The sequence below is a fragment of the Bradyrhizobium sp. SPXBL-04 genome (assembly GCF_051853035.1).
Taxonomy (GTDB): domain Bacteria; phylum Pseudomonadota; class Alphaproteobacteria; order Rhizobiales; family Xanthobacteraceae; genus Bradyrhizobium; species Bradyrhizobium zhanjiangense.
Map to the genome: position 1 here is coordinate 5,687,751 of NZ_CP182472.1, position 26,621 is coordinate 5,714,371.

The window sequence follows — 26,621 nt, forward strand, 5'->3', positions numbered from 1 at the left end:
TCCTGCCCCGGACACTAACCTTCCATGGCCGCCCGCGGCAACGCCATCACGACTTCGGCCTTGTGGCAGGCGGCAAGGTGCCCCTCGCCCACCTTGCGTAGCTCAGGCGACACGTCGCGGCAATGCTGGTCGGCAAGCGGGCAGCGCGCCACATAGGGGCATCCGGCCGCGGCCGCCGCTTGTGAGGCGATCGCCTGGGCTCCGCGCCGCCGCCGGCCGCCGCCGGCGCGCGCCCGCGGCACGGCATCGAGCAGCGCCCGCGTGTAGGGATGGGCGCAGCGCTCGAACAGATCCTCCGGCCGCCCCTGCTCGACGATCCGGCCGAGATACATCACCGCGACCTCGTCGCAGAGATAGTCGACGACGGCGAGATCATGGCTGATCAGGATGTAGCTGAGGCCGAACTGCTCCTGGAGGTCCTGCATCAGGTTCAGCACCTGCGCCTGCACGGAGACGTCGAGCGCGGAGACCGGCTCGTCCGCCACGATGAGCTTCGGCTGCGTGATCAGCGCACGCGCAATCGCGATGCGCTGGCGCTGACCGCCTGAGAACTCATGTGGATACTTGTCCATGTCCGCATCGCGCAAGCCGACCTGGCGCAGCACCGCGGCGACGCGTTCGCGGAATTTGGTGCGATCGGCCTCCTCCAGCACGGTGAGCGGCTCGGCGACGATGCGGGCGATGGTCTGGCGCGGATCGAGCGAGCCGTAAGGGTCCTGGAACACCATCTGGAAATCGCGCCGGGCGCGGCGCAGCTCGTCCGCAGAGATGCGGTTGAGATCGCGGCCGAGCAGCGCGACCTGGCCCGAGGTGGGCCGCTCCAACGCCATCACCAGCCGTGCGAAGGTCGACTTGCCCGATCCGGACTCGCCGACCACGCCAAGGCTCTTGCCGGCGGCGACCCTCACGTTCACGCCATTGAGCGCGCGCACCTGCCCCGGCGGCCGGAACAGGCTTTCACGCGGCAGCGTGTAACGCTGCACCAGATCCTTCACGTCGAGAAGCGGCTCGGCTGCGGCAATCATGCGGTCAGCGCTCCGACACGTTCAGCCATCGAGACATCCGTCCGGATGCAGCGCACGAAATGGCCGGGTCCGACGTCCACCATCGGCGGCAGCGCGGCGCGGCACCGATCGATCACCAGCGGACACCGATCGGAGAAAGTGCAGCCGGACGGCAGATCGGCGAGCTCCGGCACCGTGCCCGAGATCGTCTTCAGCCGCGTCCCCTTGCGCGCGCCGAGCTTCGGCCGGGCGCGGAACAGGCCCTGCGTATAGGGATGCCCCATGCGCCGGAACACCTCGTCGGTCGGCCCGCTCTCGACGACGGTGCCGCCATACATCACCATCATGCGCTGCACGTTCTCGGCGATGACGCCGAGATCGTGCGAGATCAGGATCATCGACATGCCGCGCTCCTCGACGAGATCGGCGATGAGGTCGAGGATCTGGCCCTGGATGGTGACATCGAGCGCGGTGGTCGGCTCGTCTGCGATCAACAGGTCCGGCTCGCAGGCGAGCGCCATCGCGATGGTGATGCGCTGGCGCTGGCCGCCGGAGAACTGGTGCGGATAGGCGTCGACGCGCCGCGCCGGATCCGGCAGCCCGACGCGGTCGAGCAAGGCGATGGTCTCGCGCCGCGCCTGCGACGCGGAGTATTTCTTGTGACGCCGCAGCGGCTCGGCGACCTGATGACCAATCGTGTGCATCGGATTGAGCGCGGTCATCGGCTCCTGGAAGATCATGCTGATACGGTTGCCGCGCAGGCGGCAATAATCGGCATCCGAGAGCCCGACGAGCTCGCCGCCGTCCAGCTTGATGCTGCCGCTGACGACCGCGCTGTCCGGCAGCAGCCCCATCAGGGAGAGTGCCGTGACCGACTTGCCGCAGCCGGACTCGCCGACGAGCCCGAGCGTCTCGCCGCGCTTGAGGGCAAAGCTGACGCCACGCACGGCCTGCGCCGGCCCGCGGCTGGTGTTGAGGCGCACGCCAAGATTGGCGACCTCGATCAGCGGCATGTTTGCGGGGTCAGCCATCGTCACCGCCCCCGCGCCAGTCTGGGATCGAGCAGGTCGCGCAGTCCGTCACCAAGCAGGTTGAGACCGAGCACCGCGATGGCGATCGCAGCGCCCGGATAGACCGCGAGCATCGGCGACTGGAACAGCAGCGTCTGCGCATCGTTCAGCATGCGGCCCCATGACGGCTGCGGCGGCTGCGTGCCGAGGCCGAGATAGGACAAAGCGGCTTCGGCGAGAATGGCGAGCGCGAACTGGATGGTGACCTGCACGATCAGGATCGAGAGGATGTTGGGCAGGACGTGCTCGATGGTGATGCGGAAGCGTCCCTTGCCCGCCGCGCGGGCGGCCAGCACGAATTCGCGCGCCCAGATCGCGTTGGCAGAGCCGCGGGTCAGCCGCGTCAGCGTCGGGATCTGGAAGATGCCGATCGCGACGATCGAGGTTACCATGCCCGGCCCGACCACCGCGGCGAGCATGATCGCAGAGAGCACGGCCGGAAAGGCGAAGCTGAAATCGGCGAAGCGCATGATGATCTCTTCGGTCCAGCCGCGCCTTGCCGAGGCGATCAGGCCGAGGCAGACGCCGAAGCTGAGACCGATGCTCACCGCGATGATGCCGACCATAATGGTCGAACGCGCGCCGGCAAGCAGCAGCGAGACGATATCGCGACCGAAGGAATCGGTGCCGAGCCAGTGCGATGCCGACGGCGGCCGGAGTTTCGAGGCGATGTCGATCTCATAGGGCGACCACGGCGTCCACACCAGCGACAGCAGCGCCGAGGCCAGCACCAGCAGGCTCAGCGCACCGCCGAGCACGAAGCTGCGATGGCGCAGTGCGCGGCGCCAGAACGTCCGGGCCGGCAGCGGCCGCGTTGCAACCGGCGCGTCAATGGTCAGGGGCGTGCTCACAGGTCGTGGACCTTGATGCGGGGATCGATGAAGGCATAGAGCACATCGACCACGAAATTGACGATGACGACCATGGCAGCGAGCAGCATCACGCAGTTGCGCACCACGATCAGGTCGCGGTTGGCGATCGACTGGAAGATCAGGCGGCCGAGGCCCGGCAGGTAGAACACGTTCTCGATCACGATGGTGCCGGCGAGCAGATTGGCGAATTGTAGCCCCATCACGGTCATCACGGGGATCATGGCGTTGCGCAGCACATGACGCCACAGCACCTCGCGCTTGCCGAGGCCCTTCGCACGCGCCGTGCGAACGAAGTCCTCACGCAGCACCTCGAGCACGGCCGAGCGGGTGACCCGCGCGAGGATCGCGGCCTGTACCACCGCAAGCGAGATTGCCGGCAGCAGCAGCGACTTGATGCCCGGCCAGACACCATCGTCCCAGCCGGCAAAGCCGCCCGCCGAGAGCCATTGCAGCCGCACCGAGAACAACAGCACCAGAAGGATTGCGAACCAGAAGTTCGGCAGCGCGATGCCCACTTGCGTCAGCGACATCACGCCGACGTCGCCGAGCTTGTTGTGGTTGGCGGCGGTGTAGATGCCGGCGGAGAGCGCCAGCGTCACCGTGACCGTCATGGCCATGATCGCGAGCGGAATGGTCAGCACCAACCGCTCCGCGATCAGGCTCGCGACCGGCGTGCCGTAGACATAGGAGTTGCCGAGATCGCCGACGAGGAGGCCTTTGATCCATTGCAGATAGCGAACCGCCAGCGGCTGATCGAGCCCGAGCTTGATAGTGAGCGCCCGGACCGCGTCCGGCGAGGCATCGGCACCCATCAGCATCTGCGCGGCGTTGCCGGGCAGCGCGTCGAGCACCAGGAAGATGATCAGCGAGGCGCCGACCAGCGTCGCCAGCAAGGTCAACAGACGTCGGAGGACAAAGACGCTCATGCGTGCTCGGCTTCAGGGCTCACCCGCGGCACGATCAACATGTCTGGACGCCGGAGGCAAGCTCTTTGCTGCATGTCCATCTCCTCAAGCCGGCCAGCGGGACAGAAGGTCGCTTGAGGCCTCAAACAGCGCGCTCACGCGCAGCAATTCGGCGTCGCCGCGGAAGCGGCCGACGAGCTGGAGCCCGATCGGCAGGCCGTCGCGGCCGAAGCCGCAGGGCAGGCTGACGGCGGGATGCCCGGTCATGTTGAACGGCATGGTCCAGGGGAACCAATGCGGGCGGACGCTGCCGAAATGCGCCCCGTCGATCTCGATGGTACCGAACAGGTCCTGGTCGATCGGCAGCGCGGTGCGCGTCAGTGTCGGCATCGCCAGCAGGTGCCCGCGCGCAAGCAGCGATTGCACCCGGCGGAACAGCACGGTTCGCGCGAACATCGCCTCCTGATAGTCGACGCCGCTGACCTCGGTGGCGAGCGCGAGCTGCTTGAGAAACGCCTCGCTCAACTCGTCCTTGTGCTCGGCCGCGAGCTTTGCAAAGCGCGTGCGCCAGACCGTGTGGTTGATGGCGCGCCAGATCGGCTCGATGTCGAAGCCGTCGCCGGAGAACTCCTCGAGCTCGGCACCGAGCCCCGCCAGCCGATCGAGGCTCGCCTTGAAGCTGGCCGCGACGTCCGATGACACCGGGCGCCCGGGCGGGGAAGCACAGAACAGGATCTTCTGCCCGCGCAGATCGCCGCGCGGGGCGGCGGTGCCGATGAAATCCGGTACCGGGACGCCGATCGACCAGGGATCGCAAGAATCCTCACCGGCCATCGCCTGCATCATCAACGCGGTGTCGGCGACGGTGCGGGTGGTCGGCGTGACATAGGTCTGGTTGCCGAACACGTCCAGCGCCTGGCTGTGCGGGACGACGCCGTTGCTCTGCTTCAGCCCGACCACGCCATTGCAGGCGGCCGGAATCCGCGTCGAGCCGCCGCCGTCGGTCGCGATTGCAAATGGCGCGATACCGCTCGCCACCGCCACCGCCGCGCCGCCGCTGGAGCCGCCGGAGGAACGCTCCGCGCTCCACGCATTGCGGGTGCGGCCGAACAACGGCGAATCCGTCAGGCACTTGCTGCCGAATTCCGGCGTCGTGGTCTTGCCGATCAGGATCGCGCCCTCGGCGCGCAGCCGCGCAACGGCGACGGCATCCTCGGTCGGCACGTTGTCCTTGTAGGGAACGGCGCCGAAGGTGGTCTTGATGCCTTTGGTATTGACGATGTCCTTGACGCTGACGGGGATGCCGTGCAGCAGGCCGAGGGGCTCGCCGGCCATCACCTTGCGCTCGGCTTCGCGCGCCGCTGCGATCGCCTCATCACCGCACAGCGTGATGAAGCAGTTCAATGCGGGCTGAAGCGCCTCGGCGCGCGCAAGAACCGCGCGGACGATCTCGACCGGCGAAATCCGCTTTCCGGCGACGAGGCCGCGCAGCTCGGTTGCGGACAAGAGACAAGGATCGCCGTTCATCGTCAAATCGCGCTCCGAAGCGGGGCCGCCGTTGGCCCAAAGACATTGACAGCGAGAATGACAGTTTTGTTAACTCGCCGTCCAATACGATTTTTGTCGCCAACCCATACGTTTTCGGTATGCCAATGGATCTTCGCCGGCTCCGTTATTTCGTCGCCGTTGCCGAGGCGCGCAGCATCGGCAAGGCCGCTGAGCGGCTCCGGATGGCGCAGCCGCCGCTCTCGGTCCAAATCCGCAAGCTCGAGGCCGAGATTGGCGCACCGCTGTTCCGCCGCGGCACCCGCGGCATGGACCTGACCGAGGCGGGTCAGGCGCTGCTGGCGCGCGCCAGCGAAGCGCTCGCCCTTGCGGCCGACGGGGCTGAAGCCGCGCGCGCGGTTGCTTCGGGACGGCGCGGGCGGCTGTCGGTGGGCTACATGTTCGTGTTGGCAAATGCGATGCTGCCGCGGCTCATCCCCGAACTGCGCCGCGCAGTTCCCGGCGTCGACCTCGGCTTCGCCGAGCTCAGCGCCTCGACGCGCGAGGCCCGCGTGCTCGACCGCAGCGTCACGGTCGCCTTGTGCATGCCGGCAATCAATCATCCTGAGATTCAGGTGGCACGGATCGGTGCGCAGCCCTTCATGCTGGCCATGCCGATCCGCTCGCCACTCGCCCGTCTGAGCTCCGTGCCAATGGCCCGCCTGCAGGGCCGTCCGCTGATCGCGCTCCCGCATCCGGACCATGGGCCCGCCTCCTCCGCCGTCGTCCCCTTGTTGCGTCGGCACCAAGTCGTGATGCCGATCGCCAGCCGAGTGGAGACGGTGCATTCGGCGATGAGCCTGGTTCTGGCCGGCGAAGGTCTCGCCATCCTCCCAGCCTGCGCGCAGCTCGGCGCGCCACGTGGCATCGTGTTCAGACCCTTACGTGACGTCACCGACTCCCTCGACATCGCAGTCTGTTGGCGGCGGGATTCCCAGAGTCCCCTGATCGGAACCTTCCTCAAATGCGCCGAGAAGGCCGTCGCGCGGATGTGAGGCCGCGCTACAAGCTCCAACTCACCTCAAAGCTCCAGGGCGGATCGGCGCCCGGACGGGTGCAAGTGAGGCCGGCGCAATTGGCGGCGAAGGACAGCGCGCGGCGAAGCTCGTCGGCACTGATGTCCTTTAGGGTTTGCCGGGCAATGCGACCCTGCTTGTGCAAGGCGAACAGCAGCGCAGCCTGAAAGCTGTCGCCGGCCCCGATCGTGTCGGCCACCTCGACCTTTGGCGCGGCGACCTCAATCTGCCCTGCGCGCGCGTGCCAAGCGACCGCGCCGTCGTTGCCGCGGGTGATGACGACGAGGCTCGTATCCTGCCCCAGCAGCGCGCTCGCGCGTTGTTGATATGGCTCGTCCCCGAAGAGATAGGCAAAGTCGACGTCCGACATCTTGATGAGATCGGCGCTGGCAGCGAAGCCGGCCATGCGCGCGAGATAGGCCGGCTTGTCCTTGACCAGATTGGGGCGACAGTTCGGATCGAAGGAGATGGTCGACGACGCCCGCGCGTCCGCGATCAGGGCCTTCGTCTCGGCCGCGCCCTGGTCGTTGACCAGCGTGGTCGAACCGACATGAATGGCTTCGACCTTATCGAACGGAATCGATCCGCGCCGATAGCTCCAGTTCCGCGTCGCGGTCCCGGCATCATAGAACGCATAATGCGACTCGCCCGCGACGATGCGGACGAAGGCGAGCGTGGTCTGGTGATCGCTGCGGGTGGCGAAACTGAGCTCCACATGCGAGGCCGCGGCATGATCTGCGATCATGCTGCCGAACAGATCGGTCGAGATGCCACCGACGAAGCCGGTGGGTACGCCCAGCCGCGCCATGCCGATCGCGACGTTGAGGCAGGAGCCACCAACCGCCGGCATTACCGCCTCGCGCCCTTCCCCGTTCCGCGTCGGCACGAAATCGATCAGCGCATCGCCACAGGCAATCAGCATGTCTTTCAGTCTCTCGCGATGTCGCGCATCGCCGCGCGGCTGCTGCGATCGACCTCGCGCAGCAGCTTGTAGACCTCGCGCTTGCGGGCGTGAAACGCCGCCATGTCGGGCGCGGTCGGCTCGCTCTTACGTCCCAGCGCCGACATCTTTGCCATGGTCTCGCCGATCGAGGCATAGGCGCCGCCGGCCACCGCGCCGAGCATCGCGGCGCCCAGCAGCACCGGCTCTTTCGTCTGCGGCAGCGCAACCGTGAGGCCGGTCGTATCGGCCATGATCTGCCGCACCACGGGCTGCGGCTGGCACCGCCGCCCATGATCATGATGCTGGAGCGCACGCCATGCGCGGCAAAGGCCTCGATAACCTCGGCAAGCCCGTAGGCGAGACCGCAGAGACCGGCGACGAACAGCCGCTCCATCGACGCGATATCGGTGTCGAGATCGAGGCCCGCGATCACCGCGCGCGTGTCAGGATCGGCGTAAGGCGAGCGGTTGCCGATGAATTCAGGCAGCACATGGATGTCGCGGGCGAGCAGCGCGGCGCGGCTGGCATCGCCCGCGCGCGCGATGATGCGGCGCTCGAGGAAGTCGATGAGGTCGAGGCCGTCGCTGCGCGCCGCCGCGCTGGCCTCACCGAACCCCGGATGCGATTTGAGGAGGTGATCGATCGCAGCGCCCGCAGCCGACTGGCCGCCCTCGTTGAGCCAGAAGTCCGGCACCATGCCGGAGTAATAAGGCCCCCACACGCCGGGCACGAAGCACGGTTCCTGGGTGGTCGCCATGATACAGGCCGAAGTCCCCATGATGTAGGCGAGGCGATCGCACGCGTCGGTCGCCCCGCCCGAGCCGTCGCGGCCGCCGATCGCGCCGATGCCGCCGGCGTGGGCATCGATCAGCGACGCGCCGACCGGTATGCCCGGCGACAGACCGAGATCAGCCGCAGCAGTCGGGGTGAGACCTGCACCGAGCCGCGTGCCGGGGGCGAAGATCTCGGTGCCGATGCGGGCATATGTCTCGGCCACGAAATCCGACAGCCCGATGCGCTTGAAGAACGGCGCGCTCCAGCCGCCGTCATGCGCGAGGTAGTTCCACTTGCAGGTGACGGTGCAAGTCGAGCGCTGGAGCGAGCCGGTCGCGCGCCAGGTCAGGTAATCCGCCAGATCGAAGAAGTGACCAGCAGCGTCGAAACTCGCGCGAAGATGCCGCTTCAGCCACAGCAGCTTCGGCATCTCCATCTCGGGCGAGATCGAGCCGCCGACATAGCGCAGCACAGCATCCTCGGTCTCGTTGATCAGCCGCGCTTCGGCGGTGGCGCGATGGTCCATCCAGACGATGACATTGCGCTGCTTGTCGCCGGAGCCGCTGACCGTAAGTGGCTCGCCTTGCCTATCGAGGACGACCAGCGAACAGGTGGCATCAAAACCGATACCGCCGACGCTGTCGGGCGTGATACCAGCTTCCGTCACCGCCGCGCGCACCGATGTCGCGCAGGCGTCCCAGATGTCCTGGGACGACTGCTCGACGATATCGCCGGCCTCGTGCCAGATCCGGATCGGGTGCCGCGCCACCGCGAGCAGCGTGCCCGCCTCGTCAAACACCCCTGCCCGCGTGCTTGTGGTCCCTACATCGACGCCGATATACGCTCGCGGCATTGTCGCTCCCGGTCGCTTCGTCAGTCTTGACGCAAGCCTACCAGCAAGTGTAGCCGCCATCTACCAGCACGATGCTGCCGGTCATCAGGCTTGCGGCCTCGGACGAGAGGAACAGCACGACGGAGGCGATCTCTTCGACCTGCCCCATCCGGGCCATCGGGGTTCCGCCGATCCAGGCGTCGTACATTTTCGGGTTGCTCTTCACGAAGGCGTTCAGCGGCGTCTCGATATAGGTCGGCGCCACCGCATTGACGCGGATGCCGCGTGCGCCCCATTCGGCGGCCAGCGACTTGGTCAAGTGGTGCACACCGGCCTTGGAGGCGTTGTAGAAGCACTGCTCCTGCGGCTTGTTGACGATGAAGCCGGACATCGAGCCGACATTGACGATGGCACCGCTCTTGGCCTTCAGCATATGCTTGCCGAACTCGCGGCAGCACCAGAAAGTGCCGTTGAGGTTGACGTCGATGACGTTGAGCCAGTGCTCGTCGGTGACGGTCTCCGCCGGGGTCTCGCTGCGCGCGATACCGGCATTGTTGACGAGGATATCGACCTTGCCGTGGCGGGCGACGAGGTCGTTTGCGACCTCCGCTACGCGCCTGGTATCGGTGACGTCCATGATCGCGGTCTCGATGTCGTAGCCCTTAGCCTTCAGGCTGGCTTTCGCGCTGTCGGCGACCTTGCTGTCGCGATCGCCGATGACGACCCTTGCGCCGGCCTCGGCCAGCGCCTCGGCGCAGGCGAGCCCAATGCCCTGCCCGCCGCCGGTGATGAACGCAGTCTTGCCGTTCAGCTTGAATTTTTCCAGGTACATGGTGGTCTTTCCGTTTTCTTGCCGTTTCTTGTCAGCCTCGAAGCGCGTTGCCGCCCTGGTCGAAGCGATGGATGCGCGCGGGATCCGGCACCAGCGACACGCGGTCGCCGGCATGCAGGCTCAATTCGCCGATGTAGCGCGCCGTCAGCATGCCGAGCGGGCCGGCATCGACATAAAGGAAGGTGTCGCTGCCGAGATGCTCGGCCACCGCGATCGTGCCCTGCCAGCCGCCGGCACCGTCGCGCTCGATCTTGAGGTGCTCCGGCCGGACGCCGATCGTCGCGGCACCCTTCTGCAAGGCCAGCTCGCCGGTGACGAAATTCATCTTGGGCGAGCCGATGAAGCCGGCGACGAACAGGTTGGCCGGCCGCTCGTAGAGTTCCAGTGGTGAGCCATATTGCTCGATCTTGCCGCCGTTGAGCACGACGATCTTGTCGGCCATGGTCATCGCCTCGACCTGGTCGTGGGTGACGTAGATCGCAGTGGTGCCGAGCTGCTTCTGCAGCCGCGTCACCTCGATGCGCATCTGCACGCGCAGCGCCGCGTCGAGATTGGACAAGGGCTCGTCGAACAGGAACGCCTTGGGCTCGCGCACGATGGCGCGGCCGATCGCGACGCGCTGGCGCTGGCCGCCGGAGAGTTCGCGCGGCTTGCGGTCGAGATAGGGCGTGAGGTTGAGCGTCGCGGCCGCCGCCTCCACCTTGCGGTTGATCTCGTCCTTGGCAAGGCCCGCCATCTTCAGGCCGAAACCGATATTGCCGCGCACGCTCATATGCGGATAGAGCGCGTAGGACTGGAACACCATCGAAAGCCCGCGCTTGGCCGGCGGGGTGTCGACCACGTTCTTGCCGTCGATCAGGATCTTGCCGCCGGAGACGTCCTCGAGCCCGGCGATCAGCCGCAGCAGCGTGGTCTTGCCGCAGCCGGAGGGACCGACGAACACCACGAAGGAGCCGTCGGCGATGTCCAAATCGGCGCCCTTGATGATGTGCACAGGGCCGAAGGATTTCTGCACGCCCTGAAGTGTGATCTGACCCATGATCCGGCAGCCCCTCTACTTCACCGCGCCGAAGGTGAGCCCGCGCACGAGCTGCTTCTGGCTGAACCAACCGAGGACGAGAATGGGCGCGATCGCCAGCGTCGAGGCCGCCGACAGCTTTGCCCAGAACAGCCCTTCCGGGCTCGAATAGGAAGCAATGAACGTGGTGAGCGGCGCGGCGTTCGAGGTCGACAGGTTGAGCGTCCAGAACGCCTCGTTCCAGGCCAGGATCAGATTGAGCAGCAGCGTCGAGGCGAGCCCCGGGATCGCCATCGGCGTCAGCACGTAGACGAGCTCGCGGCCTATTGTGGCGCCGTCCATGCGCGCGGCCTCCAGGATATCGCGCGGGATCTCCTTGAAATAGGTGAACAGCATCCAGATCACGATCGGCAAATTGCCGAGGCACAGGATGAAGACGAGGCCGATGCGGGAATCGAGCAGGCCGAAGAACTTGTAGATCAGGTAGATCGGCACCAACACACCGACCGGCGGCATCATCTTGGTCGAAAGCATCCAGAGCAGGATGTCCTTGGTGCGCTTGGTCGGCGAGAACGCCATCGACCAGGCCGCGGGAATGGCGATCAGGAGCGCAATCAGCGTCGAGCCGCCGGCGATGATGATCGAGTTCATCGCGTGGTGGAAATAGTCGCTGCGCTCCTGCACCGTCGCGTAGTTTTCCGTGGTCCAGTGGAAGAACAGGAAGGATGGCGGTACCGCGAATGCCTCGAGCTCGGTCTTGAAGCTCGCCAAGACCATCCACAGGATCGGGAAGAAGATCAGAAATCCGAACAGCCAGGCCGCCGCCGTCGATATCGCCACCCGCCGCGTCGTCGCCATCCGTGCCATTTCAGGCCTCCAAATTGCGGCCGACGATGCGGACCAGGAAGAAGGCGACGACGTTGGCGATCACCACCGCGACGAGGCCGCCTGCAGAGGCGCTGCCAACGTCGAACTGGATCAGTGCCTGCGAATAGATCAGGAAGGCGATGTTGGTGGTCTGCAAGCCGGGCCCGCCGCCGGTGGTGACGAAGATCTCGGCGAACACGGTGAGCAGGAAGATGGTCTCGATCAGGATCACTACCGTGATGGGACGTGCGAGGTGCGGCAGGGTGATGTAGATGAAGGTCGAGACGGCGCTCGCGCCATCCATCTCGGCGGCCTCCTTCTGCTCCTCGTCGAGCGATTGCAGCGCGGTGAGCAGGATCAGCGTCGCGAACGGTAGCCATTGCCACGTCACGATCAGGATCACCGCAAACAGCGGCATATCGTTGAACCAGTCGATCGGTGTCAGGCCGAACAGCGAAGTGAGCCAGGCGAACAATCCCGACACCGGGTGCATCAACAGGTTCTTCCAGACCAGCGCGCTCACCGTCGGCATCACGAAGAACGGCGCGATCACCATCAGCCGGACGAAATTGCGGCCGATCACGGGCTGGTCCATCAGCAGCGCCAGGGGAATGCCGAGCAGGATGGTCAGCGCCAGCACGGAGCCGACCAGCACCAGGGTGTTCTGGAGCGAGGCAAGGAAGGCCGGATCAGTGAGGAAGTAGCGGAAGTTTTCCAGACCTACGAACGATTCCGAGCCGGGATCGAGCAGGCTGTAATGCAGCGTCGCGAAATAGATCGTCAGCGCGAGCGGAACGATCATCCAGATGAACAGCAGCCCGACGGCCGGCGTCAGGAGCGAGCGCGCAAGGAACTGCGTCTGCCGGGTTGCCATCCCTGGCTTCTCCTTTCGGGGAAGAAGGCGGCCATCCATCCGTACGGCGGATGGCCGCCAGTTTGAGCTCAGGAGGGAGAGCTCGGGTTCACTTGATGTAACCGGCGCGCTTCATCTCGCGCTCGGTTGAGGATTGCGCGGCGGTCAGCGCGGCATCGACCGTCATTGATCCCGCAAGCGCGGCCGAGAACTGCTGGCCCACCTGCGTGCCGATGCCCTGGAATTCGGGGATCGCGGCGTATTGTACGCCGACGTAAGGCACCGGCTTCACCGTCGGCTTGTTCGGATCGGCGGCATCGATCGAGGCCAGCGTCAGCTTGGCGAAGGGAGCGACCTTCAGATAGTCCTGGTTCTGGTAGAGCGAGGTCCGCGTGCCCGGCGGCACGTTGGCCCAACCCTCCTTCGACGCGACGAGCTTGGTGTAGTCCTTGCTCGTGGCCCAGGCGATGAACTTCTCGGCGGCTTCCGTCTTCTTGGAGCCGGCGGGGATCGCGAGATTCCAGGCCCACAGCCAGTTGGCGTTCTTGCCGAGCCCGGTGTTGGGTGCGAGCGCGAAGCCGACCTTGTCGGCGACCTTGGAATCCTTCGGGTTGGTGACGAAGGACGCCGCAACCGTGGCGTCGATCCACATCGCGCACTTGCCGGCGTTGAACAGCGCCAGATTCTCGTTGAAGCCGTTGGAGCTCGCGCCGGGAGGACCGGCTTCCTTCATGAGATTGACGTAGGTGGTGAGCGTCGCCTTCCATTCCGGCGTGTTGAACTGCGGCTCCCACTTCTCGTCGAACCAGCGCGCGCCGTAGGAATTGGCCATGGCCGAGAGGAACGCCATGTTCTCGCCCCAGCCGGCCTTGCCGCGGAGGCAAATGCCGTAGACGCCGGCACTCTTGTCCGTGAGCTTCTTGGCGGCGTCGATAACGAAATCCCAGGTCGGTTTCTCCGGCATCTTCAGGCCGGCCTTCTCGAATAAATCGGTGCGGTACATCACCATCGAGCTCTCGCCATAGAACGGCGCGGCGTAGAGCTTGCCGTCGACGGAGACCGCATCCTTGATCTTCGGCAAGAGGTCGGCGACGTCGTAATCGGCGCCGAGATTGGCGAGCGGCACCAGCCAGCCCTTCTTGGCCCAGATCGGCACCTCATAGGTGCCAATGGTCAGCACGTCGAATTGGCCGCCCTTGGTGGCGATGTCGGTGGTTACGCGCTGGCGCAGCACGTTCTCTTCCAGCGTCACCCATTTCACGGTGATATCGGGGTTCTTCTTGGTGAACTCACCCGTCAGCCCCTGCATGCGGATCATGTCGCCATTGTTGACGGTGGCGATGGTCAGGGTCGTTTCGGCCATCGCGGGGATGGCCAACAGCAGGCAAGACGCGCCGCAGACGGCGCCCAGGACGTGTTTCACGGTGACCTCCCTAAAGAGTCGCGTTTTGAGCATATGCCCACGCGTTGGGCGTATGTTCAGCTCAAGGAAGACGGTTGTCAAGCAGGCGCGCGAGCATTCAGGCAACTTATGAGTGCTGCGGTGCGGGAGGCTTTGTAATGTCGCGCACAGGGGTGGCGGCGTTCTCTTCTCCCGCTTGCGGGAGAGGTCGCATCGCATCGAAAGATGCGATGCGGGTGAGGGTTTTTCTCCTCTTGGAGAGTCTTGCCAGTCGAGAGACCCTCTCCCCAGCCCTCTCCCGCAAGCGGGAGAGGGAATCGTCTCCCGCTGCCACGCGACCTCGCCCTACCGTTCCAGGATCGCCCTTGCCGTCGCCTCGTCCGTGATCAGCCCATTGATCAACCGCCCGTTCAGTGCCGCCGCGATCGCTGGCACCTTGGCGGCGCCCACCGCCGCACCGATCGTCGTGGTGTTGGCCGGGACCTCCGGCGGGATGCTGGTGAGGCGCTTATTGGTGCCGGATTTGAGCAGGCGGCCCTTGGAATCATAGGCCCAACCGGTGATCTCGCCGATGGCACCTAACCGCATCATCTCGAATAATTCATCGCGCGTGACGAAGCCGTCGACATGCACCTGCGCCTTCTGGTCCATCTGGCCGATGCCGACGAGGCGAAGGTCCGCCTTGGCCGCGACCGCCTTCACCTTGGCGATCGGCTCGATGCGGACCATCTTGTTGCGCTCGTCCTCCGACGACATCAGGAACGGCAAGGGCATCGGATAGTGCCGCGCGCCGGTGCGGTCGGCGAGCCGGCCAACGGTATCGTAGAAGCTCGCCGAGCCGTCGGCGGAGATGTTGCCGACCAACGAGACGATCTGGTGGTTGGGCCGGTCGATCGGCGTGACGCGCTCGACCGCGGCGCGCACCGCGCGGCCTGTGCCGAGCGCGACGATGACCGGTGTCTCCGAGCGCAGCGTGGAATCGAGCAGGTTGGCGCAACGCTCGGCGATGCCTGCGGTGGCCTGCGGTGCGGCAGGATCGGCCGGCACCACCTCGCAATGAACGAGATCAAAGCGCTGCTTCAGCCGCGCCGCCAACTCCATGCAGGCGGCGATGGGATGCTCGAGTCGAAACGTGATCAGCCGCTCGGCGAGGCACAGCGAAACCAGCCGCTGCGCCGACGCGCGCGAGACCTGGAGCATCTTTGCGATCTCGTCCTGGGTATGACCGGCAATGAAATAGAGCCAGCCCGCGCGCGCGGCGTCGTCCAGCCTTGATTTCTCGTTCTCGGCGGCCATGCGGGCCTTACGCCCCCTTCCAGAAATCGCTCATGCGCCCGAAGACGCGATCGGCCCCGGCGTCCGACAATATAGCGTGCCCGTCCCGGCCGCTGTAATGGCCTCCACCGACAAATCCCCAGACGGTCATGCCGGCCGCCTTGCCGGCCTGCACGCCGCTGACGCTGTCCTCGATCACGAGTGTGCGCGCGGGCGGTATGCGCATCTTCTCGGCCGCGTGGAGGAAAAGGTCGGGCGCCGGCTTGCCGTGCCTGACCATCTGCGCCGTGTAGATGCGGCCGTCGAATAGCGGCTTGAGGCCGGTGACATCAAGCGAGAGCGATACGCGGTCGATATCGCTCGACGAGGCCACGCAGAACGGCACCGTCAGGTCCGACACCACCGCCCCCACCCCGGGGATCGGTTCCAGCGAAGCGGCAAATGTCTCGAGCACGCGCGACTTCAAGCGCGGCAGGAAGCCGTCCGGCACGATTTGCCCGAGATCGCGATAATGCTGCTCGATCGCCTTGGTGCTGCGCCCGAGAAAGAGCTCGAGCGCCTGCGCCTCGCTGAGCGCGAAGCCGAATTCGGCGAGCACTTCAGACAGGCAGCGGCAGCTCAAGAGCTCGCTGTCGACGAGCACGCCGTCGCAGTCGAAGATGATCAGATCGGGTTTTGGCCGGTCCAGGTCCATCCGGCCATTCGATCATATACCCATCGTATGAGCAATAGCTCAGCCGGAGCAAGCCCTCGGGGGGCACTTCCTGTGCCTCAATGTGCCACCTGCCGGTAGATCGCCGGCAGCGCCGCCGGCAAACGCTTGATGTTGCCGACGATGGCGTAGCCGCCGCGGCCGAACAGGGTCGGGAAATAGGATTGTGCCGTCGCGTCCACGGTCACGCCGAATGCGGCGATGCCGAGCCGGCGCGCCTCCTGCACGGATTTCCGGGTGTCCTCGACCGCGAACCGGCCCTCATAGTGATCGACGTCGTTGGGCTTACCGTCGGTAAGGACGAGCAGCAGCTTCTTGCGCTGCGGCTGGCGCGCGAGTTCGGCCGCGGCGTGGCGCACCGCGGCGCCGATCCGCGTGTAATAGCCGGGCTTGAGCGCGCCGATGCGGCGCTCCACCGCCCCGCTCATCGGCTCGCCGAAGGCCTTGACCGTCTCGAGCCGCACCCATGAGCGCCGGCGCGAGGTGAAGGTCAGGATGCTGTGGTGGTCGCCGCAAGCCGATAGCCCGTGCGCGAGCACAAGCAGCGCCTCCTTTTCGACATCGAGCACGCGATAACCGTCGACCCAGGCGTCGGTGGAGAGCGAGACGTCGACGAGCAGCGTGACCGCGAGATCGTGCCCCTGCGGGCGCATTGCGACATGGATGCGATCGAGACCACTGCTGCTGCCGGCGCGAAGGTCGCAGCGCGCGCGCACGAGCGCGTCGAGATCGAGGTCGTGGCCGTCGGCCTGGGCGCGCATCAATTCGTGACGCGGACGCAAGACTTCGAAGCGGCGACGCACCTGGCGGATATGGCGGCGCATGGCGTCATCCGCCGTCCAGCTCTCACCTTGTTCGGACGCCGCAGCCGCGAGTACGCGGCAATGATCCGGCAGATAGGAGCCGCTGCGATAGTCCCATTCGGGATAGCTCAGGACCGCGTTCAGGCGCGACGTATCGAGGGCTTCCGGCGGCAGGTCGAGATCGAATTTGAGCCGGCTCGCGGGCTTGCCACTGCGGCGGCTGAGCGTGATCTCCTCGAGATCGTCGGCCGCCTTCTGCGCATCCTCGTCCTCGCTGTCATCGGCAGGACGATCGACATTGACCATCTCGGCCATGGCGAGGATCTTCTCGAATCGATTGAGCACGAAGGGATCGCGACGATTGGCATTGTCCTCGCGCTCGCGCACCGCAAACCGTCTGCGATCGTCAGGCGGCGCAGATGCCGCGCCCGGCGCGCACTCGTCCTCGCCGGCATGCGCGGGCGAGAGCTCGCGGGTCCAGCAATCGCCCCAGAGTGGGCACGGCAGGATCGAACGATAGCCCGGCGGCGCCTTGTCCGGGAGCGGGCCCGTCCCCATCATCGCCGGCCACAGCTGGCCTGCGGGCGCCTTTCCAGTTCCAAGCAAGGCCAGGACGATCTGTTCCACCTCGCGCTCGACGCGCGGCAGTGGGCGCTGAGGCCGAACCTCGGCGGTGGCCGCAGCTAGCTGCGCGTAATCGGCGACAAGCCCCGGGAATTGCGCGAGCACCCAGACCGCCGTCTCGCTGGCGCGACGCAGCATTAGGAGATCGCGCCTGAGCGGATCCGCCTCCGCGATCGCTTCGACCGGCGCAGCCGCGAACCATGCCGCAAGCCAGCGATAGAGCGATGCATTCAGCGCACGATCGGAAAAGATCGCGATGCGGCCGGGAAGGAAGATGGTCGCAGCGTCGCGGCCCGGCTGCTCGAGGCGCTCGTCGCCGAGGCCGATGCGCTGTCGCCAGCCGAGCCGGTGAGCGGACTTTCGGGCCCCTGCGCTCGCGATCTGCACGCCGGTCTCGCCGCCGAGCGCGCGGAACATCACCGCGAGCCGGCCTTTCATCTCCGTCAGCGTGACAGCCTGATCCTTATGAACCGGATAGCTCGCGGTGCCACCGACCATTCTGTGCCAGGCCCGTCCGACCGTCTCCTCCAGTTCGAGGAAGTCGAGCATGGCAGTGGCCTCACCCGATCACGGCGCGCGCGACATCGAGCAATGCCACCTTCACGTCGGCGTCGTCGGTGAGCGGCTCGATCATGCCGGCGAGCACCGCATCGGCAGTCGGCGTGCCTGCGGCAATCAGCGTCGCGCAATAGACGACGAGCCGGGTCGAGACTCCCTCCTCCAGGTCGTGGCCCCTCAGCGCGCGCAGCCGGCCAGCCAGCCCGACAAGCGGCCGCACGCGCTCCGGCGACAGTCCGCTTTCGGCGGACACGACGGCGATCTCCTGCTCGGGCGACAGGAAGCTGAATTCGATGGCAATGAAGCGCTGCCGTGTCGACGGCTTCAACGCCTTCAGCAGCGTCTGGTATCCGGGATTATAGGAGACGACGAGCATGAAGCTGTTGGGCGCCGCGATCTCCTCGCCGGTGCGCTCCAGCGGCAGGATGCGGCGGTCGTCGGTGAGCGGATGCAGCACGACGGTGACGTCCTTGCGTGCTTCCACGACCTCGTCAAGATAGCAGATGCCGCCCTCGCGCACCGCGCGCGTCAGCGGACCGTCAGTCCACACGGTGTCGCCGCCCCTCAGCAGGTAGCGGCCGGTGAGATCTGCGGCGGTGAGATCGTCATGGCAGGCGACGGTGTGCAGCGGCAATCCGAGCCGCGCCGCCATGTGCGCGACGAAGCGCGTCTTGCCGCAGCCGGTCGGTCCCTTCAGCAGCACCGGAAGCTGATGCCGCCAGGCGTGCTCGAACAGCGCGCATTCGTTGGCGCTTGCGACATAGGCCGGCAGCGCGGGCGCCGAGGTCACGGTGTGAAGAGCGGGTTTCATGATGTCTCTCCGGACTTTCCAGGAAGCAGGCGGCCGCGGCGAACCGCGGCCGCCATTTGCATTTACTCGGCCGGCTGCAGCGCGCCGGGGATGACCGGTTGCCTGGCGCGGCCCGGCACCAGCACGGCCCAAACGAACATCAGCGCGGAGATCGCCACGAATACGCCGGAGCCGAGCCGGACCCAGTAGAACATCGCGAGCTGGTCCTGCACGTCCATGTAGCCCTGGCCGAGCACGCGCTGGAGATGGACCTGGACCACGCCGGCAAAAGTCAGCGCGAAGGTCATCACCATCATAGCGGTGCACATGATCCAGAAGCTCGCCATGGAGAGCCACTGGTTGTAGGGCGCACGTCCCCTGATCTGCGGGATGGCGTAGGCCATTACCGACAGGTTCAGCATCACATAGGCACCGAAGAAGGCGAGATGGCCGTGTGCGGCGGTGACCTGCGTGCCATGCGTGTAGTAGTTCACCGAGGACAGCGTGTGCAGGAAGCCCCAGACGCCGGCTCCGAGGAACGCCATCACCGAGCAGCCGACCGACCACAGCAGAGCTGCGCGGTTCGGATGCTTGCGACCGGCCTTCCAGGTCATCTGCACCGTGAAGATCACCATGGTGAAGAAGGGGGCGACCTCCAGCGTAGAGAACAGCGAGCCGATCCACTGCCAATAGCCGGGCGCGCCGATCCAGTAGAAGTGGTGGCCGGTGCCGAGGATGCCGGAGAAAAGCGCCAGCCCAATGATGACGTAGAGCCACTTCTCGACCACCTCGCGGTCGATGCCGTTGAGCTTGATCATCAGATAGGCCAGCACGGAGGCCATGATCAGCTCCCAGACGCCTTCGACCCAGAGATGGACGACGTACCACCAGTACATCTTGTCGACCGCCAGATTGATTGGATTGTAGAAGGCGAACAGGAAGAAGATCGCAACGCCCCACAGGCCGAACAAGAGGATATTCGTGACCGTGGTCTTGCGGCCCTTGAGCGCCGTCATCGTCACGTTGAACAGGAACATCAGACAGACGACGACGATGCCGACCTTGATGATGAAGGGCTGCTCGAGGAACTCGCGGCCCTCGTGGTAGTGGAAGAGATAGCCGACCACGGCCACACCTGCGGCGCCAAAAAACATCCAGAACTGGATTTTTGCCAGCAGCGGGCTGTAGAGCTCGGTCTCGGTCTCTTCCGGAAGCAGGAAGTAGGTCGCGCCCATGAAGCCGATCAACGACCACACGATCAGCGCGTTGGTGTGGATCATCCTGACGATGTTGAACGGCAGGAGTGTCGACAGCGTGTTGGGCAGGACGTAGATCGTCCCCGCGAGGAGGCCGAACAGGACCTGCGCGAGGAACAGAGTCAGCGCGCCGTAGAAATACAGCATCGCGACTTTCTGGGTCTGATATTTCATCTCAGGCTCTCTGTGTTTTAGGGATTCACGAGGCGATACGCTCAGCCGGCCTTGTTCGGCGGCCATTCCTGGCGCTTGATCGTAGAGGTCCATTGCAGGAAGTCGGCGAGATCGTTGAGCTCCTGGTCGGTGAGGTTGAACTGCGGCATCTGCCGCCGACCCGGCGCGCCCGAAGGCTGCGCCTGCATCCAGGCCTTCAGCGTCTCGCGCGCACCCGCCGGGTCCTCGTTGCCACCCCAGCGATCCCAGACGTTGCCGACTTCGGGAGCGAAATAGGCGCCCTCGCCGAGCAGGGTGTGGCAGTTGATGCAGGAGTTCTTCTCCCAGACATGCTTGCCGCGGGCGACCGACGACGTCAGTGTCGTCGCATCCGTCGAGGTCGTGGCCATGTAGTAATGGCTGTGCGCCGTCAGCCCTATGAAGATGGCGAAGAAAAAGGCCGAGCCGCCGTAGAAGACGTTTCGAGCGGCCGACTTGGTCAGGCGTTCAGCCATTGCCAATCCTTTCCGTTTGATTCCTGCGAAGAAGCGATGCGGTGATTTATTGCCGAACGACGCGGATCACTCTTTGACGAAGCGCAAGCAGCGCGACGATCCGCGAGGCGCCGCGTCAGATCAGGGTGACGACAGCGGATGCGAGCCAGGCGAACAGCACCACGGCGAGGACCCAGGCGCTCACGAGGCCGCGCCAGAGCGCCGGCGCGGCCCGAAGATCGAGGAAATCGAGCACGATACGGCGGCCCTTGACGGCCGCGAACGCCAGCAGCAGGGCATTTCCGAGCAGCGGATGCGCCACAAATGATGGGACCAGAATGGTCGCGAGCGCGAGACCGATCAGCGCGATCCAGGTGATGTCGAGACGATCCGGAATCACTGCTGCACCAGATAGATGATCGGGAACATGACGATCCACAGCAGATCGACCATGTGCCAAAAGGCGGTTCCCGTCTCGACCCCCGAGGCTTCGGCACTCCGGGAAACTACGGCCAGGATCACGATGCCGAGGCCGACATGCAGGAGATGAAAGCCGGTGAGGAGAAAGTAGAGGGTGAAGAACGGGCTGGTCTCCAGACCGTTTCCCTGACCGATCTCGCCGGCATATTCGAACAGCTTGACCGCGATGAAGAGAGCGCCAAGCGCCATGGCGCCGAAGAGCCAACCGCGCGCGGCCGGCCTGCGGCCCGCACGGGCGGCGGCCGTGCCGCGCGCCGCGGCCCATCCGCTGGTCACCAGAACGACGGTGTTGATCCCGGCGAGATGCGCATCGAGGGTGGTCTCGCCGGCCGCGAAGATCGCGGGATGAATCGCACGAGCGACAATGAAGGCGCCGAGGAACAGGCCGAAGGCGGCAAGCTCGCTGAAGATCAGTACCCAGATCATGGGATCGCCGGGGAGATCTTCGAGGATTCCCCAGCCAGTTTCTTGTTGCTCGCAATCCGTCGCCGACATCTGATTTCCAAACCAAGACGTCCAGCCACTACCTCGACGGCGCTGTTCCGACTTTGACGCCGGACAAAGAAGCGGCAGGCCATAGGGTGTTTGCGCTACCGCAACATCCTGGCGGCCCTTCCGCCATAGGGTGGATCAACCCGGCGGTTCCACAAGACGGCAAGCGACCAGATGAGCGATGCACAAATCGGCCTGATGACCGCGACCCCCATTATCATCGCGTTTGCCATCGCGCTCCGGCGAATGGGCGTGCTGTCGACCGTGGCGACCGTGTCAGCGATAAGCCTCTCCGTCGCGATCGCGGCGCTGCTGTTCACGACGCAGTAGCGGCAGGCGCCTCAGCGCGCCGTTGCGGCACTGCACAGCAAGGGGCGCCTGCTGCAGCTGGGGTCCGATTCCCCCGTCTTGGCTTCCTTGCGTCGTGCGCTAATATTGCGCTCCACACGACTGGATGAGTTCGCCATGCCTGAGATCATCAACCTTGGCGCGCTGCAGCTGACGTTCCTACAGAGCAAGGATGACACCGCCGGCGGCCTCGATCTGTTCGAGATGACGCTGCAGCCGAACGCGCGCATGCCGATTCCCCATTATCACGATGGCTGGGACGAAACGATCTATGGACTCAGCGGCATCTCGACCTGGCGGATCGACGCAAAGGACATCGACGTGGCGCCGGGCGAAAGCCTCTTCATCAAGCGCGGCGTCGTGCACGGTTTCATCAACCGTTCGCCCCGACCGGCGACCTGCCTGTGCATCCTCAGCCCCGGCGTACTCGGCCCGCAATACTTCAAGGAAATGGCGGCCCTGCTATTGGCCGGCAAGCCTGATCCGGCCAAAATGAAGGAAACGATGCTGCGCTACGGGCTGGTTCCGGTGATGCAATCCTGAGGATGAGTGCAGCGCGAGCGGTCGAGTCAGGTGGCCGCGCTCGCCATAATCGTTGAAAAGGGTGGGCACCGCGCAAGAGCGCTTCTGCCCACCCTACGAAATCAGCGAAACTATCGCCGCTGATTATACACGTCGATGCAGACCGCCCCGAGCAGCACCAGGCCCTTGATGACCTGCTGGTAGTCGATACCGATGCCGAGGATCGACATGCCGTTGTTCATCACGCCCATGATCATGGCGCCGACCACGGCACCGCCGACGCGCCCCACCCCGCCATAGGCCGAAGCGCCGCCGATGAAGCAGGCGGCGATGACGTCGAGCTCGAAGCCGAGACCGGCCTTCGGGGTCGCAGTGTTGAGGCGCGCGGCGAAGACGAGGCCGGCGAGCGCGGCGAGCACGCCCATGTTGACGAAGGTGAGGAAGGTCAGCCGCTCAGTCTTGATGCCCGATAGGCTTGCCGCCTTGGCGTTGCCGCCGACGGCATAGATCTGCCGGCCGATCACGGTGCGCCGGGTGACGAAGCCGTAGAGCGCGATCAACGCCGTCATGATGACCAGCACGTTCGGCAGGCCGCGATGCGAGGCGATCAGATAGGTGAAATAGAGCACGGCGCAGGCCAAGAGAACGCTCTTGCCCAGGAAGAACGCATAAGGCTCGACCTCGATGCCGTGCAATTGCTCGCGCGAACGGCCCTTGGCGCTGGCATAGACCAGTCCGAGCGCGAGCACGGCACCGATCAGCATGGAGGTCGGATGCAGCGTGCCGGCCTCGGGCAACAGTTCAGGAATGAACCCGGACGACAATTTCTGGAAGGTCGCCGGAAACGGCCCGAGCGACTGACCCTGCAACACCGCGAGCGCGAGGCCCTTGAACACCAGCATGCCCGCCAAGGTGACGATGAAGGACGGGATCTTGAAATAGGCCACCCAATAGCCCTGCGCGGCGCCGATGGCACCGCCGACCAGGAGGCAGGCGATGAACGCGAGTGTGTAGTCGATCTTGTAGGTCACCATGAGCACGGCGGCCACCGCGCCGATGAAGCCCGCGACCGAACCGACCGAAAGGTCGATATGACCGGTGACGATCACCAGCAGCATGCCCAGCGCCATGACGACGATGTAGCTGTTCTGCAGCACCAGATTGGTCAGGTTGAGTGGCTGCAGCAGCGTGCCGCCAGTGACGACCTGGAAGAACAGCATGATCGCGACCAGCGACATCAGCATGCCATAATTGCGCAAATTGTTCTTGATGAAGCTGCCGTGCCGGCGCTCCTCGGGCAGCGACACCGTCTTGTCGGTCATGGCTGCGTTCCTCCCATCTCGACGGCCGCGGGCGCGGCGTTCCCAATTTTTCTTTCGTTGCGCATGATGGCGCGCATGATCTTTTCCTGCGTCGCCTCGGATCCCCTGAACTCCCCGACAAAGGCGCCGTCATTCATGACGCAGATGCGGTCGCAGATGCCGAGCAACTCTGGCATTTCCGAGGAGATCACCACGACGCCGCGGCCGGCTTCCGCCAGCTCGTTGATGATACAGTAAATCTCGTACTTGGCACCGACGTCGATGCCCCGCGTCGGCTCGTCCAGGATCAGCACCTTCGGATCGGTCATCAGCCATTTCGACAGCACGACCTTCTGCTGGTTGCCGCCGGAGAGCTGTCCAGTCTCCTGGTAGACGTCGGAGCAGCGGATCCGCATCCGGTTGCGGTAGTCGCTGGCGACCTTCAGCTCGGCGATGTCGTCGATGACACGGCCGGGCGCGACCTGGTCGAGGCTCGCCAGCGTGATGTTCTTGCGGACGTCGTCGGCGAGAATGAGGCCGAGCTGCTTGCGATCCTCGGTGACATAGGCAAGGCCGGCATCGATCGCGGCCGCGACGCTCGGCAGCATCATCCCCCTGCCCTCGAGCCGGAGGCTGCCGCTGATGGTGGTGCCCCAGGAGCGGCCGAACAGGCTCATGGCGAATTCAGTGCGGCCGGCCCCCATCAGGCCGGCGATGCCCACGACCTCGCCTCGCTTGACACTGAAATTGACGTTCTTGATCACCTGCCGTTCGGGATGAATGGGGTGATAGACCGACCAGTTCTCGACGGTGAGCACGGGTTCGCCGATCTTCGCGCTGCGCTCCGGGAAGCGGTGAGCAAGATCGCGATTGACCATGCTGCGGATGATGCGGTCCTCCTGGATCGCCTCGGCATGGCAATCGATACTGTCGACCGTGCGGCCGTCGCGCAGCACGGTGATGTGGTCGGCGACCTTGGCGACCTCGTTCAGCTTATGCGAGATCAGGATTGAGCCGATACCCTGCTCGCGGAACGCCATGAGGCGTTCGAGCAGCGCGGCGCTGTCGGCCTCATTGAGGCTCGCGGTCGGCTCGTCCAGGATCAGCATCCGCACCCGCTTGGAGAGCGCCTTGGCGATCTCGACCAGCTGCTGCTTGCCGACGCCGAGATCGGTGATCAGCGTATCCGGCGATTCTCTCAGGCCGACTTGCGCGAGCAGTTCCCGCGTGCGCCGGTAGACCTCGTCGCGATCGATCACCCCTAACTTCGACGGCGGATGCGATAGGAAGATGTTCTCGGCGATCGACATCAGCGGGATCAGCGCCAGCTCCTGATGGATGATGATGATGCCGAGCGCCTCGGAATCGTTGATGTCGCGGAAGCGCCGCTCCTCGCCTTCGAAGACGATGGTGCCCTCGTAGCTGCCATGCGGATAGACCCCGCTCAGCACTTTCATCAGCGTCGACTTGCCGGCGCCGTTCTCGCCCACGAGCGCGTGGATCTGTCCGGCGTGAACCGAGAAATTGACGTCGCGCAGCGCCTGCACACCGGCAAAGCTCTTGCTGACGTTGCGCATCTCCAGCATGGCGGTCATGGCTTTGGTGTCCCTTGCGTTACTTCGCCTCTCCCCGCGTGCGGGGAGAGGCCGGAATTCGAGCGCAGCTTGAATTCCGGGTGAGGGGGAGTCTCCGCGAGGGCAACTCTCACCGCACCCGTGGAGAGCCCCCTCACCCTAACCCTCTCCCCGCACGCGGGGAGAGGAGGAAGAAAGAGTTCTTACTGGAACTGCGACTTCTTGTAGTAGCCGCTGTCGACCAGCACCTTCTCCCAATTGTCCTTGTAGACCACCACCGGCTTGAGCAGATAGGACGGCACCGTCTTGACGCCGTTCTCGTAGGTCTTGGTGTCGTTGACGGTGACCTGCTTGCCGGCGAGCGCCGCGTCGACCATGTCGGCCGTGACCTTGGCGAGGTCGCGGGTGTCCTTGAAGATGGTCGAATACTGGTCGCCGCGCAGCATCGCCTTGATCGAGGGCACCTCGGCGTCCTGGCCGGAGATGATCGGCATCGGCTGATCGGCGCTGCCGTAGCCGACGCCCTTCAGCGAGGAGATGATGCCGATCGAGATGCCGTCATAGGGCGACAGCACGGCATTGATCTTCTTGTTGCCGTAATAGGCGCTGAGCAGGTTGTCCATGCGGGCCTGCGCGGTGGCGCCGTCCCAGCGCAGCGTCGCCACCTTGTCCATGCCCATCTGGCCGGAGACGACGACGAGCTTGCCGCTGTCGATGTAGGGCTTCAGCACGCTCATCGCGCCGTTGTAGAAGAAGTAGGCGTTGTTGTCGTCGGGCGAGCCGCCAAACAGCTCGATGTTGAAGGGCCCCTTGCCTTCCTTAAGGCCGAGCCCCTGCTCGATCGACTGCGCCTGGAGCACGCCGACCTGGAAATTGTCGAACGTCGCGTAGTAGTCGACGCTCGGCGTGCCGCGGATCAGGCGGTCATAGGCGATCACGGTGATGCCCTTGGCCTTGGCCTGCTTGAGCACGTCGGACAGCGTGGTGCCGTCGATCGCCGCGATCACCAGCGCCTTCGCACCCTTGGTCACCATGTTCTCGACCTGCGAGAGCTGGTTCGGAATGTCGTCCTCGGCATATTGCAGGTCGGTGTTGTAGCCGCGCTCCTTCAGCACCTTGACCATGTTGTTGCCGTCGTCGATCCAGCGCGCCGAGGATTTGGTCGGCATGGCGATGCCGACTGTCGCCTTCTGGGCGGAGGCGGTCACGCCTGTGGCCATCGTGGCGGCGCCGGCCAGCGCCAGTGCGAGGAACGTCGTCTTCAGTTTCAGCATATTTCACTCCCTTTGGGTGTCAGACTGTTTCT

Annotated in this window: 25 protein-coding genes and 1 pseudogene; 3 read left to right on the forward strand and 23 right to left on the reverse strand. The window is 65.2% G+C overall.

Annotated elements, in window-relative coordinates; genetic code table 11:
• Positions 1–14 precede the first annotated feature (14 nt).
• The 5 genes from ACNJX8_RS27110 to ACNJX8_RS27130 form a co-directional block, all read right to left on the reverse strand.
• A complete protein-coding gene (locus ACNJX8_RS27110) occupies positions 15–1,025 on the reverse strand; it encodes an ABC transporter ATP-binding protein (protein WP_439357367.1) in 1,011 nt (336 codons plus the stop codon).
• Positions 1,022–2,035: an ABC transporter ATP-binding protein gene (locus ACNJX8_RS27115; RefSeq protein WP_249760730.1), complete on the reverse strand. Its 1,014-nt coding sequence runs from the start codon at positions 2,033–2,035 to the stop codon at positions 1,022–1,024. Before ACNJX8_RS27115 ends, ACNJX8_RS27110 begins: the two co-directional genes overlap by 4 nt.
• A gap of 2 nt (positions 2,036–2,037) precedes the next feature.
• Entirely contained in the window at positions 2,038–2,925 is an 888-nt protein-coding gene (locus ACNJX8_RS27120; protein ID WP_439357368.1) for an ABC transporter permease, read from the reverse strand.
• Complete coding sequence (locus ACNJX8_RS27125; RefSeq protein ID WP_439357369.1) at positions 2,922–3,872, reverse strand: ABC transporter permease; 951 nt, start codon at positions 3,870–3,872, stop codon at positions 2,922–2,924. Before ACNJX8_RS27125 ends, ACNJX8_RS27120 begins: the two co-directional genes overlap by 4 nt.
• A gap of 84 nt (positions 3,873–3,956) precedes the next feature.
• Positions 3,957–5,378, reverse strand: coding sequence for an amidase (locus tag ACNJX8_RS27130; protein WP_439357370.1), 1,422 nt, complete (start codon positions 5,376–5,378; stop codon positions 3,957–3,959).
• 125 nt (positions 5,379–5,503) lie between these two features.
• On the opposite strand from ACNJX8_RS27130, the gene ACNJX8_RS27135 reads away from it, so the two are divergent.
• Entirely contained in the window at positions 5,504–6,391 is an 888-nt protein-coding gene (locus ACNJX8_RS27135) for a LysR family transcriptional regulator (protein WP_128939147.1), read from the forward strand.
• A 7-nt stretch (positions 6,392–6,398) separates the two neighbouring features.
• Here the strand turns inward: ACNJX8_RS27135 and ACNJX8_RS27140 are convergent, their stop codons facing one another.
• The 15 genes and pseudogenes from ACNJX8_RS27140 to ACNJX8_RS27210 form a co-directional block, all read right to left on the reverse strand.
• Positions 6,399–7,334, reverse strand: a complete 936-nt coding sequence (locus ACNJX8_RS27140) for a carbohydrate kinase family protein (RefSeq protein WP_128934837.1) — start codon at positions 7,332–7,334, stop codon at positions 6,399–6,401.
• A 5-nt stretch (positions 7,335–7,339) separates the two neighbouring features.
• Positions 7,340–8,982 (reverse strand): annotated as a pseudogene (locus ACNJX8_RS27145) (FGGY-family carbohydrate kinase).
• A 37-nt stretch (positions 8,983–9,019) separates the two neighbouring features.
• The gene (locus tag ACNJX8_RS27150; protein WP_439357372.1) at positions 9,020–9,793 is read right to left on the reverse strand and encodes an SDR family NAD(P)-dependent oxidoreductase; all 774 of its coding nucleotides are present in this window, start codon (positions 9,791–9,793) and stop codon (positions 9,020–9,022) included.
• A 31-nt stretch (positions 9,794–9,824) separates the two neighbouring features.
• Positions 9,825–10,832, reverse strand: a complete 1,008-nt coding sequence (locus ACNJX8_RS27155) for an ABC transporter ATP-binding protein (protein WP_439357373.1) — start codon at positions 10,830–10,832, stop codon at positions 9,825–9,827.
• 15 nt (positions 10,833–10,847) lie between these two features.
• The gene (locus ACNJX8_RS27160) at positions 10,848–11,678 is read right to left on the reverse strand and encodes a carbohydrate ABC transporter permease (protein ID WP_128934841.1); all 831 of its coding nucleotides are present in this window, start codon (positions 11,676–11,678) and stop codon (positions 10,848–10,850) included.
• A 1-nt stretch (position 11,679) separates the two neighbouring features.
• The gene (locus ACNJX8_RS27165; protein ID WP_128934842.1) at positions 11,680–12,552 is read right to left on the reverse strand and encodes a carbohydrate ABC transporter permease; all 873 of its coding nucleotides are present in this window, start codon (positions 12,550–12,552) and stop codon (positions 11,680–11,682) included.
• Between the two features lie 88 nt (positions 12,553–12,640).
• The gene (locus tag ACNJX8_RS27170; protein WP_091892386.1) at positions 12,641–13,954 is read right to left on the reverse strand and encodes an ABC transporter substrate-binding protein; all 1,314 of its coding nucleotides are present in this window, start codon (positions 13,952–13,954) and stop codon (positions 12,641–12,643) included.
• Positions 13,955–14,278: 324 nt separating this feature from the next.
• The gene (locus ACNJX8_RS27175) at positions 14,279–15,229 is read right to left on the reverse strand and encodes a sugar-binding transcriptional regulator (protein ID WP_091892384.1); all 951 of its coding nucleotides are present in this window, start codon (positions 15,227–15,229) and stop codon (positions 14,279–14,281) included.
• A gap of 7 nt (positions 15,230–15,236) precedes the next feature.
• Positions 15,237–15,902 carry an HAD family hydrolase gene (locus tag ACNJX8_RS27180; RefSeq protein ID WP_439357374.1) on the reverse strand — a complete coding sequence of 222 codons (666 nt, stop codon included), beginning with the start codon at positions 15,900–15,902 and terminating at the stop codon, positions 15,237–15,239.
• A 77-nt stretch (positions 15,903–15,979) separates the two neighbouring features.
• Positions 15,980–17,896, reverse strand: coding sequence for a nitric oxide reductase activation protein NorD (locus ACNJX8_RS27185; RefSeq protein ID WP_439357375.1), 1,917 nt, complete (start codon positions 17,894–17,896; stop codon positions 15,980–15,982).
• A gap of 10 nt (positions 17,897–17,906) precedes the next feature.
• The gene (locus ACNJX8_RS27190) at positions 17,907–18,716 is read right to left on the reverse strand and encodes a CbbQ/NirQ/NorQ/GpvN family protein (RefSeq protein ID WP_439357376.1); all 810 of its coding nucleotides are present in this window, start codon (positions 18,714–18,716) and stop codon (positions 17,907–17,909) included.
• A 62-nt stretch (positions 18,717–18,778) separates the two neighbouring features.
• Complete coding sequence (locus ACNJX8_RS27195; protein ID WP_128947426.1) at positions 18,779–20,125, reverse strand: cbb3-type cytochrome c oxidase subunit I; 1,347 nt, start codon at positions 20,123–20,125, stop codon at positions 18,779–18,781.
• A 41-nt stretch (positions 20,126–20,166) separates the two neighbouring features.
• Entirely contained in the window at positions 20,167–20,619 is a 453-nt protein-coding gene (locus ACNJX8_RS27200) for a c-type cytochrome (protein ID WP_091892374.1), read from the reverse strand.
• 115 nt (positions 20,620–20,734) lie between these two features.
• Entirely contained in the window at positions 20,735–20,995 is a 261-nt protein-coding gene (locus ACNJX8_RS27205; RefSeq protein ID WP_249761755.1) for a cytochrome C oxidase subunit IV family protein, read from the reverse strand.
• Positions 20,995–21,573, reverse strand: a complete 579-nt coding sequence (locus ACNJX8_RS27210) for a cytochrome c oxidase subunit 3 family protein (RefSeq protein ID WP_439357377.1) — start codon at positions 21,571–21,573, stop codon at positions 20,995–20,997. Before ACNJX8_RS27210 ends, ACNJX8_RS27205 begins: the two co-directional genes overlap by 1 nt.
• A 171-nt stretch (positions 21,574–21,744) precedes the next feature.
• Here ACNJX8_RS27210 and ACNJX8_RS27215 point away from each other — a divergent pair, with 171 nt between their 5' ends.
• Together ACNJX8_RS27215 and ACNJX8_RS27220 are read left to right on the forward strand one after the other, a co-directional pair.
• Positions 21,745–21,900 (forward strand): hypothetical protein, encoded by a 156-nt coding sequence (locus tag ACNJX8_RS27215; protein WP_164934557.1) that lies wholly within the window; start codon positions 21,745–21,747, stop codon positions 21,898–21,900.
• Between the two features lie 135 nt (positions 21,901–22,035).
• On the forward strand, positions 22,036–22,461 hold the full coding sequence (locus ACNJX8_RS27220; RefSeq protein WP_091892363.1) for a cupin domain-containing protein: 426 nt from the start codon (positions 22,036–22,038) through the stop codon (positions 22,459–22,461).
• 110 nt (positions 22,462–22,571) lie between these two features.
• On the opposite strand, the gene mmsB is transcribed toward ACNJX8_RS27220, so the two are convergent.
• The 3 genes from mmsB to chvE all read right to left on the reverse strand — a co-directional run bounded on the left by mmsB (position 22,572) and on the right by chvE (position 26,589).
• A complete protein-coding gene (gene mmsB, locus ACNJX8_RS27225) occupies positions 22,572–23,762 on the reverse strand; it encodes a multiple monosaccharide ABC transporter permease (protein ID WP_128947514.1) in 1,191 nt (396 codons plus the stop codon).
• The gene (mmsA, locus tag ACNJX8_RS27230) at positions 23,759–25,336 is read right to left on the reverse strand and encodes a multiple monosaccharide ABC transporter ATP-binding protein (RefSeq protein ID WP_439357378.1); all 1,578 of its coding nucleotides are present in this window, start codon (positions 25,334–25,336) and stop codon (positions 23,759–23,761) included. The genes mmsB and mmsA overlap by 4 nt, the downstream gene beginning before the upstream one ends.
• Positions 25,337–25,518: 182 nt before the next feature.
• Positions 25,519–26,589 (reverse strand): multiple monosaccharide ABC transporter substrate-binding protein, encoded by a 1,071-nt coding sequence (gene chvE, locus ACNJX8_RS27235; protein ID WP_128934853.1) that lies wholly within the window; start codon positions 26,587–26,589, stop codon positions 25,519–25,521.
• Positions 26,590–26,621 lie beyond the last annotated feature (32 nt).